Annotated in this window: 13 protein-coding genes; 2 read left to right on the top strand and 11 right to left on the bottom strand. The window is 42.9% G+C overall.

Going from position 1 to position 18,640, the window contains the following annotated elements; all coding sequences use genetic code 11:
* Window positions 1-27: 27 nt before the first annotated feature.
* The 8 genes from E2P86_RS12850 to E2P86_RS12885 form a co-directional block, all read right to left on the bottom strand.
* Window positions 28-1,038, bottom strand: a complete 1,011-nt coding sequence (locus E2P86_RS12850) for a PorP/SprF family type IX secretion system membrane protein (RefSeq protein ID WP_085471960.1) — start codon at window positions 1,036-1,038, stop codon at window positions 28-30.
* 37 nt (window positions 1,039-1,075) lie between these two features.
* Entirely contained in the window at window positions 1,076-8,023 is a 6,948-nt protein-coding gene (locus E2P86_RS12855) for a T9SS type B sorting domain-containing protein (protein ID WP_134433434.1), read from the bottom strand.
* 486 nt (window positions 8,024-8,509) lie between these two features.
* The gene (gene rplT, locus E2P86_RS12860; protein ID WP_085471261.1) at window positions 8,510-8,854 is read right to left on the bottom strand and encodes a 50S ribosomal protein L20; all 345 of its coding nucleotides are present in this window, start codon (window positions 8,852-8,854) and stop codon (window positions 8,510-8,512) included.
* Window positions 8,855-8,955: 101 nt separating this feature from the next.
* Window positions 8,956-9,156, bottom strand: a complete 201-nt coding sequence (gene rpmI / locus E2P86_RS12865; RefSeq protein ID WP_085471260.1) for a 50S ribosomal protein L35 — start codon at window positions 9,154-9,156, stop codon at window positions 8,956-8,958.
* A gap of 34 nt (window positions 9,157-9,190) precedes the next feature.
* On the bottom strand, window positions 9,191-9,715 hold the full coding sequence (gene infC / locus E2P86_RS12870) for a translation initiation factor IF-3 (protein WP_134433435.1): 525 nt from the start codon (window positions 9,713-9,715) through the stop codon (window positions 9,191-9,193).
* A gap of 47 nt (window positions 9,716-9,762) precedes the next feature.
* Window positions 9,763-11,688 (bottom strand): threonine--tRNA ligase, encoded by a 1,926-nt coding sequence (gene thrS / locus E2P86_RS12875; RefSeq protein ID WP_085471258.1) that lies wholly within the window; start codon window positions 11,686-11,688, stop codon window positions 9,763-9,765.
* Between the two features lie 148 nt (window positions 11,689-11,836).
* On the bottom strand, window positions 11,837-12,799 hold the full coding sequence (locus E2P86_RS12880) for a SphA family protein (RefSeq protein WP_134433436.1): 963 nt from the start codon (window positions 12,797-12,799) through the stop codon (window positions 11,837-11,839).
* A 4-nt stretch (window positions 12,800-12,803) separates the two neighbouring features.
* Window positions 12,804-14,537 carry an amidohydrolase gene (locus tag E2P86_RS12885; protein ID WP_134433437.1) on the bottom strand — a complete coding sequence of 578 codons (1,734 nt, stop codon included), beginning with the start codon at window positions 14,535-14,537 and terminating at the stop codon, window positions 12,804-12,806.
* Window positions 14,538-14,880: 343 nt separating this feature from the next.
* On the opposite strand from E2P86_RS12885, the gene E2P86_RS12890 reads away from it, so the two are divergent.
* Entirely contained in the window at window positions 14,881-16,014 is a 1,134-nt protein-coding gene (locus tag E2P86_RS12890; RefSeq protein ID WP_134433438.1) for a DEAD/DEAH box helicase, read from the top strand.
* 51 nt (window positions 16,015-16,065) lie between these two features.
* Entirely contained in the window at window positions 16,066-16,257 is a 192-nt protein-coding gene (locus E2P86_RS12895) for a cold-shock protein (protein WP_085471254.1), read from the top strand.
* Between the two features lie 55 nt (window positions 16,258-16,312).
* Here the strand turns inward: E2P86_RS12895 and E2P86_RS12900 are convergent, their stop codons facing one another.
* The 3 genes from E2P86_RS12900 to E2P86_RS12910 all read right to left on the bottom strand — a co-directional run bounded on the left by E2P86_RS12900 (window position 16,313) and on the right by E2P86_RS12910 (window position 18,629).
* Window positions 16,313-16,744 carry a cold-shock protein gene (locus E2P86_RS12900; protein WP_234991041.1) on the bottom strand — a complete coding sequence of 144 codons (432 nt, stop codon included), beginning with the start codon at window positions 16,742-16,744 and terminating at the stop codon, window positions 16,313-16,315.
* A 144-nt stretch (window positions 16,745-16,888) separates the two neighbouring features.
* On the bottom strand, window positions 16,889-17,467 hold the full coding sequence (locus tag E2P86_RS12905; RefSeq protein WP_134433439.1) for a TlpA family protein disulfide reductase: 579 nt from the start codon (window positions 17,465-17,467) through the stop codon (window positions 16,889-16,891).
* Window positions 17,468-17,537: 70 nt separating this feature from the next.
* Window positions 17,538-18,629, bottom strand: a complete 1,092-nt coding sequence (locus tag E2P86_RS12910; RefSeq protein ID WP_134433440.1) for an efflux RND transporter periplasmic adaptor subunit — start codon at window positions 18,627-18,629, stop codon at window positions 17,538-17,540.
* Window positions 18,630-18,640: the final 11 nt, after the last annotated feature.

Consider the following 18,640-nt stretch of genomic DNA (forward strand, 5'->3'; position numbering starts at 1 on the left):
GATTTTCATATTCATCCAACATTAGTATTAGAAAAAGCGTGGACTTAGCAGCTGCTTCACGGTTCCAAAAGTAACGCCTAATGTTACCTCATGGCTACCATTCTGTAAACCACGCATCCTGTTTAGCATGATATCATACGAATATCCGATACGGAAACGATCTGTAGCATAGAACTGTGCAATCGCAGTAATCGCATTCGTTGCGCTCAATTTCAACGGCGACTGGTCAAAATACTCCCGCTTGAAGATACGTGCACGCGTCCGATAACCGGCACCGATCCAGAATTTGTTATTGAAGATAAACATCGCATTAACATCCAATGAGGTCGGTCCTTTAAAGTCATCCTTCACCAAGATACTTGGACGGAAGTGTGTTCCGCGATCCAGCTCAAATAATGCTCCCCCAATTACATACATACTCACATTCCGGTACAAGCTTTCCAATGAGTTTTCATTAAACCTAAACTCATCATTGCTGCTTGAGTTTGCGAAAAGATCCTGCACGGATACCCCCGCGTACCACTTCGGATTGTAGTAGTACACACCCAATCGAATATCTGGGCGCCAACTGGTGATCTTCCCCGCAGGAATAACAACATCTCCCGTTTCAACAGCTTGTAGTTTATTCCCATCAAGCCCATACTGGGTAAACCCGCCGGCAACCCCTAGCGCTAGACGTTCTGTATCTTCACTGTTGAGCTGTAACCGCAACGCATAGTTTGCGTAGATGGATGTAGCAGACTGCGCACCAAGCTTATCGGCCGTAACCTGCAAGCCAACACCATGTCGTTTATTTACGGGATCAACGACCCCATCAATCGACACAGACCCTGTTTTAGGTGCGCCATCCCAACCCGTCCACTGACTCCGAAGGGCCATTTGACCGAACCACTCCTCTTTATATCCGGTATACGCTGGGTTCACACTGATCGAATTGAAAATGTATTGCGTAAATTGGATACTCTGCTGCGCGTAGCTCTTCCCCATAAGAAGAGCTGCAGCACAACAAAACAGAACTTTTAAACGTTGACTTTTCATATGTTTATCTTGTCTTTTAAAGGCCATATTTCAAAAATTATCTAGACTTAATCGCAACCCAGCCCTTCACAACTTTCTCTGTTCCGGCTTTGTACAATGTAATAATGTAATAGTAAGTACCCTCATTTAATCCTTTTCCTGCCCAGGTATTATCATATTTATCGTTGCGATAAACCTCATTCCCCCAGCGATTCACAATGGTCAATGCCACCCGGTCGAATCCTTCAATTCCCACAATCTCGAACGTATCATTGGTACCATCTCCGTTCGGTGTAAAGATGTTCGGGATAAAGAAGTCGTTGGCCTCGATGGTAATTGTTACCAGTGCCACATTACTCCAGAAACCGAGCTCATCTTTCATACGATATTCAAACGTATCCTCACCTACATATCCGTGATTTGGCGTGTAGGTCACTGTACCATCTGCATGCACCGTTAATGTTCCATGCTTCGGCTGGCTCATGATCTCTACAGATGATGGTACGAGCGGACTGTTCGTTAACCCTGGATAGTCATTTGCCAGGATAACAATATCAATCGGTGTATTCGCTTTCGTTGTCTCCCGATCGTCTACCGCTACCGGAGGCGATGCCAACGGAACAGGCGTTACTACACTCAAATCATTTTCCGGCTTCGGATCAGGCTCATTTCCTGTCACATTAGCGGTGTTCTTGTATTCGCCTGTCGCCAACACTTTCACCGTAACGGTTAACGTTTCTGTCGCCCCGACGACCATATCTCCTACCGTCCATACACCAGTTCCTTGTGCAAAAGCACCTTTTGAAACCGTAGACGATACGAACGTATATCCACTCGGGATCACTTCCTTAACTTTCACACCTGTCGCATCGCTCGGCCCATTATTCGTGACTTTGATCGTAAACACGGTCTCTGTACCCATAATTGGCTTATCGTTGGCCACCACCTTCACCACTGCAAGATCCGTCACCCGATTTACTGGTGTATTCTCATCATCGTCGTTATTGTCAATATTTGGATCAGTCACGCCCGGCGGAACTGTCACATCCACTCTATTTACAATCGTTGCCCCCTGCGCCGTTGAAGAAGCTACTTTACCACTAACGGTTAGTGTCACTACACCTCCTGCTGGAAGCGCTTTATTCAAAGTCAATTGCTGCTTCTGTGCGTCATACACGCCATCCGTTGTGGCATACGTAACATTCGTCAATTCTTTCGGCAAGGTCTCTTTCACACCAATTATTTCGCCACTCACAAGTCCACTTACACCAAGATTCGAAATCTTAATCGTATAGGTAATAAACTCACCAGCAACAACATTTGTTTTATCAGCGACTTTTTCTACCGATAGATCGGTACTGCGATTAACAAGTGTAGTCTCATCATCATCATTATTATCCAGATTTGGATCCGTAACCCCAGGAGGAACACTAACATCCACTTTATTCACCAGACTGGTTCCTGTAAAGTTTGCTGCGACCGTACCTTTCACCGTCATGGTGATACTATCACCTTTCTTCATTGGTGCGGTCAACGTCAATTTACCTGTTGCCGGTACAAACGCTCCGCTCGATACAGTGAACACAGCACCATCAAACCCGACTGGCAATGTCTCTTTCACCGTCAATACTTCTCCAGATAGTAATGTTGCAGCCCCGTTATTGGTGATTGTAATCGTATAAGTAAGTGCTGTACCTGCTATCACATTCGTTTTATCTGCCGTTTTCGACACCGCAATATCAGCCTCACGCGAAACAGTCACCGTTTCCTCGTCATCATTATCATCTGGATTCGGATCCTCAACGCCCGTTGGAGGTGCCACCGTCACTTTATTTACCAGACTTGTACCCACAAAATCAGGTTCGACTAACGCATGCACAACAAGTGTTACAGTACCATCTTTTACCAAATCACTATCCAATTTGAAGATGCTTGTAGTTGGCGTATAGGTTCCCCCCGACGTCGTATATGTTACATTTGCTAAACCAACTGGCAACGCTTCTGTAAGGGTCAATTCTTGACCACTAAATAATGTTCCCGGCCCTTTATTAGTCACCGTAATTGTATACGTAATCGGATCACCGACAAGATACGAAATTTTATCTGCTTTTTTAGAAATATACAAATCAACCAGCCTGTCAAATGATACAATTGCAGAATCTTCTTCCGAGCACAAGCCATTAGTCACGGTCCATTTCAATTCGGCCTGCCCACCTTCTGGTATGGTAACGGTTGTATTGTATAAGCTTGGGTCAGCGATAACAACAGGATCCACAGTTTTTGAAACAATAGTCCACAAACCTGTTTGCCCTGCTGCAGGTTGATTTCCCTGAAGCGTAAACGTACCGCTATCGTAACTGATTTGATCAGGTCCAGCATTCGCGACCGGTGCTTCATCGATTTTAATCGTCACCGCGAGTCTGGTACTTATACATACCGAACCTGTAAGTAATCTATTCGCAACACAATAGGTTTTACCATCCTCCAGCACCGTAGTTGCTGGTAACTCTGTGGTACTTGTCGCTGACTCAAACCAAGCCAAGAAACTTTCATTTGCTAAGACGATATCGCCTAATGTTGGTAGATCCGTCGCACAGAACTCTTGGTTCAGACTGCCTGTCGGCGGCGTCGGCGTTCCCAATTTAAGTGCCGTATTATTTTCTGTTGTCAATAATTCGGTCTCACAATTTACAGGTGGCACACATGCAGACGTTGGCGTAAATACAGTAAATATCTGTTCATGTATTAATCCAAAATCATGTGCACAGTCTAAACTCGCTGCATCGCTGGCTGTATAAACCAGTTTTGCATTTTCAATTTTAATCTCTGCACCAACTGGTAGCGTTTCATTAATATCAAACAAGTATCCTTTCTGTGGATCGATACCTTTAAATGTAGCCACCGTGAGCGGAACCAGATCTTGTGGGTTACCAGCAATCTCCCATCCTGCAGGAAGCTTGATTGCAAAACTATACACAAATGAACCCGCATCTAAAGATTTAGCTAATGTACCCGTCAGTGGAACTTCAAAGATACCGTTACCTTGATTTTTCAACGTAAAGTTATAAAGTGCTTCAAAGCCATCTCCGGTTTGATTCACTTCTACATCCACGGTAGATACCAAGTTTATGGTTGGCTCATCTTTTGGTGCCCCTTCCAGAATAATTCTATTTGACTCAGCCGTTTCGAGATTCTCCTTATCAATAGCACTACCACAGAAGTTTTTACCATCCGGTGTTATCTCCAAGTGATGCCCGCTCTGGAATTCACATGTTTTAACCACCACCATAAAGCTTACATAGAAACGTGACCCGGAACCCAATTTAGGTAAGGAAGCCTCCGGCACGTTAATGTGTAATCCGGCACCATCCACAATAATATTTCCTTGATCTGCCAATGGCGTCATCACAGGATTTAGCTCTTCATCCTCATAAGCTCCCGAAACCTTAACGGATCCCGGTTCGTATTCAAGACCTGCAAGAGCAGCCAGTGGAACATTCAATTTTAGATCTTTTGCTTCCCCCCCGGCATTGTTCACCTCTACAAGATATTCAAAAGGCTCACACAACTTAGGGAAGGTGGTTCCTCCAGGTTGTTTTCTGATCGCCGTTTGCAATTCAGCTTGCTGTGGTGTATATGTTAATTTAATCGGGTTATACGAACAAGCGGCACCAGCCACTGTCGCTGGATAGCCATTACAATCGGCGCCCGACTTAATTTCCACTTCTCCTTTTCCACAGTGGTCAAATTCAGCCGTAATCAAATAATAACTAGTCGATTCTTTAGCCACTTGGCCGATTTGGAAAACGCCTCCAGTTTGTTGCAACGGAGCGCCCACATGTGTTGTATCAGTTAATGAAACTATTTTCTGTACCCGCACTAGATCCGTGGATTGGGCTCCTCCAGACTTTCCTAACCATACATTAGCAAAATCTCGATTTGCAGAATTGTTCTTCACTGTAACAATCCAGTTCGCTTCAGCAGACAGTGTATTCACATCTTTAGCGGAAACGTTTATTTCCATCTTACCGCTATCGGTGTTAAACAGCAGACGCTGCACGACCGTTTCCACATTCGTCGCGTTATAGTAGTCTTGATTGTTATACCGGAAAGTACCATCAAAAACCGAGGTAGCTGTCACCGATTCCTCCTTCAGGGCGTTGCAATTTATTGTTACTACCGGGCGCACTTGAATTAAGAACCCTTCATCCAGATCGCCTCCATTAGTGCCTCCTTTCAATGACTCCAACACCTCCTTCATATCAATTTCATGCATAGCACCCGAAACAGGAGTTGCCAACACCCTATCCGCTGTTATTGGAGTCGTTAACGCATTCCGATAAACCTCCACGCGGTATCCCGTTAATGTCAAACCTGTAGGCACATCAAAACGTACTTTACGTAAATGTGCAAACTGTCTAAATTCATTTACAAATAAAGCATTACGTGTAGAGCGGTTCATAATCTCCAAGGAACCTGTCCATGCCGGTCCAGCAAATTGAGAGGAACAATCCGTCATGTTAAAGGCTTTATCTGTTGTACGTCCAGTTGCTAAATTTAAAGGACCATAGTAACCAGTCGCGGTATACCCGCCGCCACAAATATATGGTGTACCATTATGTATTAAACTATAGGTTGTTGGGAATGATTTGAGTCCACTGGAAGCCGATAAGGTCTGGATTCGAACCCGTAGCGAACTTACGATCTCATCTCCGTCTTCAAATGCGAATCCTGCAGGCAGCGCCGGCGTGGCGGTTACTCCGGATCCCCATCCGTTAATATCTAAACTTACCGTATAGTCGTTTCCAGTTTTAGTCACCGGAATATTCGATATGACATAGGTTACCCCGCCACGTGTTACGACCACCTGACCACTATTTACAATCTCCTGACTTGTAAGTCCTGAAGGGAAATTCACCTTGAATGAACCATTTACCCACTTTCCAGTAGGATTGGCCGTTCCACCGATCACTCTTCCTTCTTGTTTTATTAAAAGCGTATCTCCGCCAACAAACGAACGAACTTCCAGATCACTCAAATCATCATCTAGCGTTAATTGAATGCCGTTATCCGGTCGCGCATCATTATCCGCATCTCTATAACCTAAACTAACCCGTTGAAGCTTGGCTAAGCCATTGCTTAAACCGCCCGCTGCACACGGGTCGCCACAATGTGCATTTAACGATACCGTTTGGCAACGGAATGGTATCACTTGTGCACAACTTCCTCCTTTACTTAAGGAACCGGCCACTTGATAATAGGCCTCATTCGTTGGGCAGGTCACACTTAACGGGAAGTGTAAACGCCAACCCTGTCCACTAAAGTTCAAATCCTGTCCCGTCGGCCACAAACCTGAACCATAGTTTATACGAACCGTATACGTATTTCCACTTCCTGAAACTAGAAAATCAGTCCCAGCCTGTAGGTAGGTTACACCGTTAAAGAATTTAATATCATTAGCGTTAAAAGAACCCGCTAAAGAGGGGGACAACGTAATTTTATATTCAAAGTAGGCTCCTGCTTCCACCCCTTCCTTCGACACAAACCAATCATCAATACGATAATCCGCCTGATAATCTTCGCCGGAAACAATATCAATTTCGCCAATATTTACCCCAGAAGAACCGTAAGTCAGTTCACCTTTTGTACCGACGCGAGTTAGGGTATGCACAGGTGGATTACCATCTTCATCACATCCCTGTAGGTTGGTATACTCCCCTTCATAGAAGGTATTACCCGTTCTAAAGCTTGATGGGATCTGACTACAATCTGCCGTAGGAGAAGGTTTTGCATAATACTGTTCAAACGTTATGATAAGCTCTTCTCCGGGAGCCAGTGTAGGGATAACAATGTCCGCATTTTTATTTTGTCCCGTCGTTCCAAACACACCACCATCACCCGCCGAAATAGGATCACTCATGATGGAAGAAACGCCAATACCTCCTACGGTAAACGAACCAGGAACCATATAACTGGAGCCACCTGCTGTACTTGTTCCTATTTTTAGGAGTACATTAGAAGCCATAGCAGTTCCGTTATTCTTGATTTTCCAGGTATGCAAATACTTCTCATTCAAACAAGTAATAACGGGATTAGTAACAACCGTCACATTGATCACCGGTCGCTTATTCTGGTCGATTGCAATAGTTGGTGAGGCGACACGTCCATTCTGCGCGCACTCGGTATCACAACCATAAAAAGCCTTGTACGAAGATGATAAATCCGCACAAGAAAGAATCTTTACCTTTTCTGTAAATGAAATCGTAGAAAAACCAGCACCGGATCCGGACGACAATATCCCCGAATAACGATATTCGTTGGTGGCCGGATCAAATGTCCAATCACCTGTTTCACCACCACTCACTCGTTCTAGACCTGCACCATAGGTTGCGGCAACCGTAAAACCAGTAATTGATCCGTTACCAGTATTAGAAACCGTTACCGTCCGTTCGATTACATCTCCAATAAGACCTTGCGAAATTGCCGGATCGACATTCACGTTTAGTACAGCGTACTCAATATTAATCGCATTACTTTTCCCGGTTTGTGTGGTTCCACATCCCGTCAGACTATAATCCACTTCTTTCCCTCCAGTTCTTGCTGCATCGCACTTCGCACGCGCTTCGTAGGTGATCAGGATCTCGTTGGTGCTGGATCCGGCGGGAATATTTACATTTATCGTTGCTCCGGAGACACTCGTATTACTCTCCGGGACCGGAACACCGGCGACCTTCGCAGAACCTACGACATACTCAATACCCGCAGGCATTTTAAAGGACAGTTGGCCATTGGGACAAGCGGCAGCACCGCTAGCAATACGAACCGTAAAAACCTCTGCGTCGTGACAAACTGCCAATGCGGGAACATCATCGTCTGTTTTCAAAGTCTGCGATTGCGCAGGATTAAAAAAACCTGCCAGTAGCACAAACAACAATGAAAAAATGAAACTGTTCAAAGCTTTACGGGCAAAGCTGTCGTTTTGAAAAGTAACTAATTTTAATCTCATAATAATCTAGAATAATTATTCAACTTCTGGGATTGGTCATTCATAAAAAGGGGTAAAACCCTAAATCTCAAATCAAACTTACAAATTAAGCGCACAATAAAAACAAAAAATATTAAAAAATTTAAATATAAATTAATAATGTTTCCAAAAAATGAATTTGTAAGCAAATACATAACATCGTAAGCGATTACAGGATTTATCAGAACATTTAAATTAATCAGTAGTTATATGATAACAGCAATATTATATAGTTAAACTATAATTAAATTACTTTACCTCAATTCAATAAACCACTGAGATTAAATATTGTTCGAGTAACAATAGATTTTTGTTAAAATAAGTTAAAAAAACAGCGATAATACGGATTAAACCGCGGTAGGAAAGAAGATACTAGATTCGAATATATCCTGCAGGCACAGGTATAAAAGCAAAAAAGAGCCCAATGGGCTCTTTTTATCTCTAACAAATCGATAAGGGTTTAAAACTCTATTTTACGGCGTCAATTACTGCTTTGAAAGCATCTGGGTTATTTAAAGCTAAATCAGCTAATACCTTACGGTTTAATCCGATGTTTTTAGCGTTTAATTTACCAATCAACTGAGAATAAGAAATTCCGTGTTGACGTGCTCCAGCATTAATACGTTGAATCCATAAAGCTCTAAACTCGCGTTTTTTGGTTTTACGGTCGCGGTAAGCGTACTGTAAACCTTTTTCTACTGTATTTTTAGCAATAGTATAAACTTTGCTTCTTGATCCGAAATAGCCTTTCGCTAATTTCAGGATTCTTTTTCTTCTTCTTCTAGAAGCTACTGCGTTAACCGAACGTGGCATAGTAATTAAAATTAAGTTTGGTATGAGGTGTTACGTATTTCAGTAAGCTTACGACCTAATACCCGGTTAAAAAATTATTGTTTATTAAATTGAAATAAAACTTATTTGCCGATAGCAAGCATACGTTTAACGTTGCCCATATCTGCGTCATGCACATAACTTGTTTTAGTTAAGTTACGTTTTTGCTTTGTAGTTTTCTTCGTCAAGATGTGGCTTTTGTAAGCACTTTTTCTTGCAATTTTACCTGTTCCAGTTAATTTAAAGCGTTTTTTCGCGCTGGAATTGGTTTTTACTTTTGGCATAATTATTAAATTTTATATCAATCTGTTAGATTCTCTATTTTTTCACTGCTTTTGGTGCGATGGTAATAAACATACGTTTACCTTCCAATTTCGGAAACAATTCCACCTTACCGTAGTCTTCTAATGCTTGCGCAAAACGTAGTAACAAGATCTCTCCTTGTTCTTTAAAGACGATAGCACGACCCTTGAAGTGTACATATGCACGTACCTTCTCTCCACTTTCTAAGAATTTCATCGCATGTTTCAGCTTGAAATCAAAATCGTGATCGCTCGTGTTAGGCCCGAAACGGATCTCTTTAATTACAGTTTGCTTTGCATTCGCCTTGATCTCTTTCTGTTTCTTCTTTTGCTCGTAAACGAATTTACTGTAGTCGGTTATCTTACAAACCGGCGGAACAGCATTTGGCGAAATCTCCACTAAATCAAGGTCCAACGCGTCAGCTAACTCCAACGCTTTACGGGTTGGGTAGATGCCTTGTTCTACATTATCCCCTACTAAACGTACCTCCGGTATTCTAATAAGTTCGTTAATGCGATGATCTGGTTCTTTCTTTCTCATTGGTGGTCTTGGACCACTCGATCTTTTTAATGCCAAATGTTTAAAAATTAAACGGTTATTTCTTTAATTAATACTTCTCTAAAATCGTCTGCAGTCATGGATCCCAATTCCACAGACCCGTGTTTACGAACAGAAACTGTGCCACTTTCAATCTCTTTTTCCCCGATAATTAGCATATAAGGGATTTTTTTGACCTCAGCGTCACGAATTTTACGACCCACCTTCTCGTCACGAAGGTCAATCAGTCCGCGAATATCGGAATTATTTAACGATTCCAAAAGATTTTTCGCATATTCTTCATATTTTTCTGACACTGGCAAGACGATAAACTGCTCTGGCGCAAGCCATAACGGAAACTGTCCCGCACAGTGTTCGATCAACACAGCGACAAATCTTTCTAAGGAACCAAACGGCGCCCGGTGAATCATCACCGGACGATGCTTCATGTTATCACTACCTGTATATTCCAACTCAAACCGCTCCGGTAAGTTGTAATCGACTTGAATAGTACCCAACTGCCATCTACGTCCCAAGGCATCTTTCACCATGAAATCAAGTTTCGGCCCGTAAAATGCAGCTTCGCCATACTCGACAACCGTCTGTAACCCTTTTTCTGCCGCAGCTTCAATAATTGCAGACTCCGCCAATGCCCAGTTTTCATCGCTTCCGATATACTTGGTTCTATTTTCCGGGTCACGCAAGGATACCTGTGCGGTAAAATCTTCAAAGCCTAAAGCACCGAAAACATAAAGCACCAGGTCGATTACTTTCTTGAATTCATCTTTCACCTGATCCGGGCGGCAGAACAAGTGCGCGTCATCTTGTGTAAACCCACGCACGCGTGTTAAACCATGTAACTCACCTGACTGTTCGTAACGATATACGGTACCAAATTCTGCAAAACGTACCGGTAATTCTTTATACGAACGTGGTTTAGTTTTATAAATTTCACAGTGGTGCGGACAGTTCATCGGTTTCAAGAAAAACTCCTCCCCTTCTACAGGCGTATGGATCGGCTGAAATGCATCAGCACCATACTTCTCGTAGTGCCCTGAAGTGATATACAACTGTTTATGTCCAATATGCGGCGTTACCACCGGTTCATATCCAGCTTTAATCTGTGCACGCTGTAAAAAGTCCATCAATTTCTGACGAAGAGCCGCACCTTTTGGCAACCATAAAGGTAACCCCGCGCCTACTTTTTCAGAAAAAGCAAACAATTCCAACTCTTTCCCTAATTTACGGTGGTCACGTTTCTTCGCTTCCTCAATAAATTTCAGGTATTCCTGCAGCTCGGAAGCTTTCGGGAAAGTAACGCCATATATACGTGTCAACTGTTTACGGCTTTCATCACCTCTCCAGTAAGCACCCGCAACATTTGTTAATTTAATAGCCTTGATCGAGCCTGTATTCGGAATATGTGGTCCACGACAAAGATCGGTAAAGTTTCCTTGTGTGTAGAACGTAATCTTTCCATCTTCTAAGTCTTTGATCAGATCCAACTTGTACTCATCGCCCTTTTCTTCAAAGAAGGCAATAGCATCAGCCTTCGATACAGCTTTGCGTTCAAAAACTTCTTTTTGCTTCGCCAACTCCAGCATCTTATCTTCAATCTGCTTGAAATCATCCGAAGAGAACTCCCGATCGCCAAAGTCTACGTCGTAATAAAAACCGGTTTCAATAGCGGGTCCAATACCGAACTTAATCCCCGGGTACAACGCCTCAAGAGCTTCAGCCAATAAGTGAGCCGAGGAGTGCCAGAATGTAGATTTACCTTTGGTATCGTTCCATGTAAGCAGCTTAACGGCTGCATCAGACTCGATGGCACGCGAGGCGTCCCATACTTCACCATTGACTTCGGCTGCCAACACATTTCTGGCTAACCCTTCTGAAATAGATAAGGCAACTTGCATAGCAGTCGTGCCTTTTTCATACTGACGTACTGAACCGTCAGGTAGTGTAATGTTAATCATCTACGAATATGATTTTTGTTTATAAATAAAATAAGAGTCTGTATAGCGCGCCAGCAAACGAAGCTGTAAATAGCTACCAGACTTGACACCCGATTTTTCGGTATGCAAAGATACCCAATATCTTTAACAAAGTAAAGTTTCTTTTCCTTTAGTGTTTATCTGTGGGAATCAAGAAATTAACACCTGTTTGCATAGCCAAACCGCCGAATCTATTTTCCGTTGCAAAGTTTTGCGTAATACGCCCCATCAACCCCACCTTGCGTGGCACCACCCAGTACGAAATAAAGCCCCCGATTCCAGCCATCTGATCTGCAACAAAACTACCACCACCAGCGCCTTTATCATCAGAAATCTGTTTGGTGTAATGACCGAAAAGACCGACCTCATCGCCACGTTTATTCCATACATAGGAACCCCCCATATCTACCGTTAAATGCGTACCTTCCTTAAAGTCCGTATCCTTCTGCCAATGGTTTATTTCTAACGTGGGTGCTATACTCATATTGATAGACGGTGTTGGTTTGTACTTCAATGCGGCCCTGATATTATGCGACCAGTAGCCATGCCCACCATTATCCAAATCATTCGGTTTGTAGCGCCCGGTAGGTGCCCAAACACCATAATTTACCGCATATTGCATATTCCCTTGTTGCCAGGAAAGCCAAACCGGCTGGATATACATATCCCCAAAACCTATACTTTTATTCTTAAAATGGTAACGACCACTTCCCGTCTGCTGTGAATAATAATCTAAAGCGATACCTGCAGTCGGACTATTTAACGTCGGGATGAGCATCATGCCCCAGTTTGCGCCCAGCACCTTTCCTTTACCTCCGTAAATGGCCATCAGAATAAAAGAATGCGTCTTCACATTCTGTGTAATATCCAACGATGTGGGATTGCCGGGCTTTGGGTTGATCAATTGATCGGACTTTTTTCCCTGCGCATTGTGATAATCCATATTGGCATACCCATACCAAACCGGAACAATAAGTCCTGCATGTGGTGCAAAATAATCATTGGGATTAAACGAAGAACCGGTGTAATGTCCTTGTGCCAATCCCTGCTGCCCTGCAGCAAGAGTCAACAATAAAATAACCAGCTTTTTCATGAGTTTAATCTTTTCTTTGATAAACAATAGCCCCCTCTTTTATCGTCTGCTCTACCTTTATGTCCTTTATCTTTAGCGGATCTATCTTCAGTGGGTTTTCGTTCAACACCACAAGATCGGCTAATTTACCCACCGCTAGCGAACCTTTTTTATCTTCTTCTTGATACTGTCGCGCTGCGTGAATTGTAATAGCTTGAAGCGCTTCCCACGGCGATATCCGCTGATCGGGTCCCAATACCATTCCTGAACGAGTCACCCTGTTTACTGCCGAATAAACGCCCATTAACAAATCAGGTGGCGTCACCGGAGCATCGTGATGGATCGTAAAAGGAATACCAGCTGTTTTAGCGGCATGTGCCGGACTGATAAAAGCAGCTCTCTTCGGTCCAAAAACACTTTGATAATGCCAATCACCCCATAAATACACATGTCCTGAAAAATAAGACGGGATCACACCTATCTCCTTGATCTTAGCGATGTGGTCGGGTCTGCTGTTTTGAACGTGAATCAAGGTCGCTCGCAACGCTGGCTTATACACCCCTTCCGCCTTAAGCCGACCGATAACACGCAACGCCTGATCGATTGCAGCATCCCCATTTACATGTAATTGCGCAGTAATACCTTTCGAAAAGACAATTTTTAAATCTTCGTAAAGCAAGCTGTCGCTAAAAATTGGAAAACCTTTGTAATCTTTCGTTTGCCCTTCTGGCGGCACGAAGTAAGGCTCCGTCAGCCAGGCCGTTTTACCTTGCGGGGAGCCATCGTCCGAAAATTTAAAACCACCAAACTTCAACCGGTTTTCATACTTCATATAATGTGGCAGAAATGTCTCCCACTCTTTTTTGTTGGCTTCGAAATCCGGGAAATAGACCAGATCGACCTTCAATAATTTTTTCTCCGCGGCCTTCCGTAACAAGGTCAATCCAACCCCCATGGAACGTCCATCACAAATCGTGGTTTGCCCATAACGGATCCATCCGTCTTGCGCTTTCACAAAATCGCGTAAATCCGACGAGAGCCCATCAGCGGACTCCGGTGGTTTCGGTAAGGCGTTTGTCAGCTTAACCAATGCATCGAAACTAGCGTTCTCTTCCAATTTACCGTTTAATTTTTTCGTCACCATATCACGCCCGTAATGCCCCCCCACAGGATCCTTAACATCCTCCGGAATTCCCAGCAAACGAAGCATGGCACTATTGGCAACACTGGCATGGCCGGAAGTATGGATAACAATTATGGGAATAGTAGCACTAATAGCGTCCAATTCTGTTCGTGTGGGATGTGTATGTTCCACCATAATCGCATCATCGTAGCCATTGCCCAAAACAGGAATACCGGCCGTCAAGGCGTTTTTATCGATATAAGCTTTAATTACCCGCTGTAGATCTGGAATACTGTTTACTGATCCGTAAGGCGTGGGGGAAAGATCTACCGCCTGCTCCATCCCTGCACGGGAGGTAATATGACCATGGACGTCAATAAAACCGGGAAGCAATGTTTTCCCATTAAGGTCGATCTCTTGGGTCGCTTCCCCAACAAACTCTTGTGCATCGCGTAAATTACCTGCAAAAATTATTTTTCCACCTTTGGTCGCGAGCGCTTCTACTTCCGGCCTTTGATCTTCCATCGTCAAAATGGAACCTCCAAAATAGAGGCGATCTGCAATTTCTGGACTTGCACAGCTTAACGAGCTTAAGGTTGCACAAAGCAGAACGATTTGTTTAAACTTCGCTTTCATAAAGTTGAAAATTAAGTAATTACTTATCGAATTTACGCAAAAAATTTAAACAACTATATAGGTATGCGAAGATAAAAACATGAGATAATTCTTTTATTGTTAAATATTTACCTTACCTTTGTGACTTTAATACGGGCCTCTGCCTTTGCTTTTAGCTGATTTAGTTCGATTTCATCTTATCACTCAGTTTTTGCTTTTTCAGCTGCCAAACAATTTAATGCATGCATATTTGTTTTTATAAAGCAGCTAAAACAACAATTTATTTAAAAGAATCACCGGCACAAAACGTCTTTCCGAGGTTTTATCTGCGCATGATTGCTTTTGCCCCCTCCATACTATTTTCATGACTTTTCAAGATTTTAATATTTCAACGCCTATTCAAGAGGCTATTCAAGCGGTTGGTTACACCAGCCCTACCCCTATACAGCGCGAAGCTATTCCGATTATTTTAAGCGGCAGCGATATTATTGGCTGTGCACAAACAGGAACCGGAAAAACAGCGGCTTTTGCGATACCGACACTGGAACTTCTTTCTAAAAAGAACAGAACTCCAAAAAAACCAAAAGTATTGGTTCTCACACCAACACGTGAGCTTGCTTTACAGGTATACGAAAACTTTAGTCTATACGGTAAAAAGCTCGCTGTAAAGCAAGTCGTAATCTACGGTGGTGTGTCTCAACATAAACAAGTAGAGCAATTAAAAAATGGTGCCGATGTAATTATTGCAACGCCAGGGCGCCTCTTAGATCTATCCAACCAAAAGTTATTGGATTTATCCGGCATTGATACCCTGATCCTGGATGAGGCTGATAACATGTTGGATATGGGCTTCATTCACGACATCAAGAAAGTATTGGCGAAAATCCCTGCAGATAGACAGACCTTGTTTTTCTCCGCAACGATGCCACCGAACATTCGTAAGTTCGCGAATTCTATCTTAAAGAACCCAAAGGAGATCAATGTTAACCCTGTTTCTTCTACTGCCGCTATTATTGAGCAATCTGTTTATATGGTAGAGAAAACGGACAAAACATCCCTTTTAATCTCTATCATCAAAGAGCAAAATATTCAACAGTCGTTGGTATTTACGCGGACAAAACACGGTGCGGACCGATTAGTTAAGCACCTGAAGCGCGCCAATATCACCGCCATGGCGATTCACGGTAATAAATCGCAAGGGGCACGCCAAAAAGCATTGAGCGATTTCAAAAAAGGTGAAATACGTATCCTCGTCGCGACAGATATTGCTGCTCGTGGCATAGATATTGATGAGCTACCGCATGTGGTAAACTATGAGTTACCTGATGTGTCTGAGACCTATGTACACCGTATCGGAAGAACAGGTCGGTCCGGGAAATCGGGAATTGCCATTTCCTTCTGTAGCAGCGAGGAACGAAATAACTTGGTCAATATCCAGAAACTGATTGGCCAAACATTAAAAACTGAAAAATATAAACTATCTTCGAAGAAAGGGTAGTTGACAAAGAAACTGGATAACAGTATATTATTTATTTAAACAAAAATCAAAATGCAAGAAGGAAAAGTAAAATTTTTCAACACAACTAAAGGTTTCGGATTCATTACACCTAGCAATGGTGGTGCAGATATCTTTGTTCACACAACAGGTTTGATCGATGAGATCTACGAGAACGACAACGTAACTTTCGAGGTTGAGAACGGTAAAAAAGGACTTAACGCTGTTAAAGTAAAAGTTGTTTAAAAACAAAAAAGGACTGCTTTATTAAGGCAGTCCTTTATTTACAAAAAAAACAATATTAATTTTCAATAATTACTTCCGAAACCTGCTCTCCTTGCTTACCACGGATCGTTTTGTACTTTACCTTCTGATCCAGTCTTAATACCATCCCGATTAATTTATCGTTGAAGTAAGCCGTTTGCTTATTCTCGTTATCACGAATAAAACCATAATGACCTTCGTGGTTGTAGTATGATACTTTCCCATGACGGTACTCGTCCTCTTCTACCTCCGGTCTTGTTAGGTGTTCTTCTTTAAACTCATATTTTTTCTCTGGAGGGGTATCCGTTAGGTTCCCAAACTCATCCACATAGGCAAACATCTCTTCTAAGGCTTTACCCTTATCATTGTTCGCTTTGTTAAATTCTTTCTTCTCCAGTTTTTGCTGTTTTTTTTGTTGTTGCTTTTTCGCTCTATCTTTTTTGTTGGAAGTAATTTGGTTTCTAGCCATTCATTGAAAATAATTGTTAAAAATTCAGATATCTATATCCTTTACGTGCAGAGAATCCCCTTGAAGGGAGAAAGGCTGTATGAAGGGGTATGCTGCAAATTTACCTAAATTTTCTTTGATATGCAAAACACATAACGTCACTTCCTAATTAGGCATACGCACTAAATCGGTAAGTGCCTTTTTAATCCCCGGAGACATATAATCTCGTCCCCCTTCAGCACGAACCACCAACTCACCTTTCTTATCCAGCACAACCGTAGTGGGGATTGCTCCCCCCAAATAGTCGGAAGGAATCGCACTCTCCGCCGTAAAAACTGGCAAATTGTATTTGTTCTTTGCCATAAAAGACTTTGAACGCTTTAAGTCGCCATCGACATCAACCAGCATAAAAACGATGTCCTCACTTCCTTTGAACGTAGCTTTTAATTGATCAATGGAAGGCATCTCTGCTACACATGGACCACACCATGTAGCCCAAAAATTGATAAAAACAACTTTTCCACGCAGGTCTTTTAAACGAACAATTTTTCCATTTTCATCGCGGAATGTAACATCAGGGGTTTCGGCAACTTGATTTTCGGACGCAAATTGTGCCGTAGAATCCTCCGGAACAGCTTGTTGTGTTTGTTCAGACATTGGATTTCCGCAACGTATCAGAAATACCACACTACATAATAGCATGACGCCATAAATTCCTTTGATATTTTTTAAAGTAGTTTTCATTTTTTATATTTTATATTTTCATAATTATCCATATCACCACGAAGGGATAGATGCGACAATCTTCGCAGCTTTACATCTCTTCTGTTGGTTTTACAACCACGACATCCTTCTCCTTCAAATCTCCAAAAACCTCCATCAAACTATCCAACCGAATCCCCTCCTGCACCGCAACGCGTTTGATTTCAGCATTTGTCATTGTCAAAACAAATATACCTGCTTGCGTTGTTAAAACACTTTTTGTTGGCACCCAAAAAGTTGGTGACTTACGCTGAAGCTGTAGATTTACCTGGGCATAATCACCTCCTTGTAATTCGGCAGCACCATTAGCGACATCAAACTCTAAGGCCAAGGAGCGATCCGTTTGGTTAAGCACGCCTGAAGTGCGTGCGAGCACCGCCGAAAACTCTTTCCCAGGTTGCGACATCACCGTAAATGTCGCCCGCATCCCTGGACGAACCGATGCCGCATGTCGTTCCGGAAGAGCGACCTTTAACCGCAGACGATTACGCTCTGCCATCAGAAACAAAGGCTGTGATCCTCCCGCGCCAACCAAAGCGCCAACAGACACATCCTTTTGTACAATGACACCATCAAAAGGCGCAGTAATGCGCAAGTATCCCTGCAACTGTGCTGTCCCTCCTGCTTCGGCCTTTGAAGCCTCATAGGCTGCGGCGGCACTTTCCATTCTACTTTTCGCTTGATCCAGTTCCAATGCAGCCACGGCTCCCTCTGTTTTTGCAGCATCTAATAATCGCGTATATGCTTGTTTTAAATAGTGATAATCACTTTGCATCTTCTGTTGCGCAGAACGATCAGAACGTGACCGCTGGTCCATCTCCGGAGCTTCGAGTACCGCCAACAACTGCCCTTTTCGTACCCGACTTCCTCGGTCTACGTACAGCTGCTTAACAAAGCCACTCACCTTGGCGTGGATAGCCACTTGTTCGTAAGGAACAAGTTCTGCGGGAACAGACAGCGTATACTCCGGCTGCATAAACTGAACAACAGTCGTTTTTGGCGGGTCCATTTTCTTTTGCGGTCGATCTACGGTTGCACTTTCTTTTTGAGCTCTCCCCTGACAACCCGCAAACAACAGGACAACAGCAATATATACAAACAAAGCGCGCCCAACAGTTTTAATTTTACAAAATATAATATTCATCTTTTATGTTC

Source organism: Sphingobacterium psychroaquaticum (assembly GCF_004421025.1).
Classification (GTDB): domain Bacteria; phylum Bacteroidota; class Bacteroidia; order Sphingobacteriales; family Sphingobacteriaceae; genus Sphingobacterium; species Sphingobacterium psychroaquaticum.

Excerpts from the sequence above, each read along its gene's own strand:
- E2P86_RS12850 (WP_085471960.1), bottom strand. The coding sequence starts at position 1,038 with ATGAAAAGTCAACGTTTAAAAGTTCTGTTTTGTTGTGCTGCAGCTCTT.
- E2P86_RS12855 (WP_134433434.1), bottom strand. The coding sequence starts at position 8,023 with ATGAGATTAAAATTAGTTACTTTTCAAAACGACAGCTTTGCCCGTAAA.
- rplT (WP_085471261.1), bottom strand. The coding sequence starts at position 8,854 with ATGCCACGTTCGGTTAACGCAGTAGCTTCTAGAAGAAGAAGAAAAAGA.
- rpmI (WP_085471260.1), bottom strand. The coding sequence starts at position 9,156 with ATGCCAAAAGTAAAAACCAATTCCAGCGCGAAAAAACGCTTTAAATTA.
- infC (WP_134433435.1), bottom strand. The coding sequence starts at position 9,715 with ATGAGAAAGAAAGAACCAGATCATCGCATTAACGAACTTATTAGAATA.
- thrS (WP_085471258.1), bottom strand. The coding sequence starts at position 11,688 with ATGATTAACATTACACTACCTGACGGTTCAGTACGTCAGTATGAAAAA.
- E2P86_RS12880 (WP_134433436.1), bottom strand. The coding sequence starts at position 12,799 with ATGAAAAAGCTGGTTATTTTATTGTTGACTCTTGCTGCAGGGCAGCAG.
- E2P86_RS12885 (WP_134433437.1), bottom strand. The coding sequence starts at position 14,537 with ATGAAAGCGAAGTTTAAACAAATCGTTCTGCTTTGTGCAACCTTAAGC.
- E2P86_RS12890 (WP_134433438.1), top strand. The coding sequence starts at position 14,881 with ATGACTTTTCAAGATTTTAATATTTCAACGCCTATTCAAGAGGCTATT.
- E2P86_RS12895 (WP_085471254.1), top strand. The coding sequence starts at position 16,066 with ATGCAAGAAGGAAAAGTAAAATTTTTCAACACAACTAAAGGTTTCGGA.
- E2P86_RS12900 (WP_234991041.1), bottom strand. The coding sequence starts at position 16,744 with ATGGCTAGAAACCAAATTACTTCCAACAAAAAAGATAGAGCGAAAAAG.
- E2P86_RS12905 (WP_134433439.1), bottom strand. The coding sequence starts at position 17,467 with ATGAAAACTACTTTAAAAAATATCAAAGGAATTTATGGCGTCATGCTA.
- E2P86_RS12910 (WP_134433440.1), bottom strand. The coding sequence starts at position 18,629 with ATGAATATTATATTTTGTAAAATTAAAACTGTTGGGCGCGCTTTGTTT.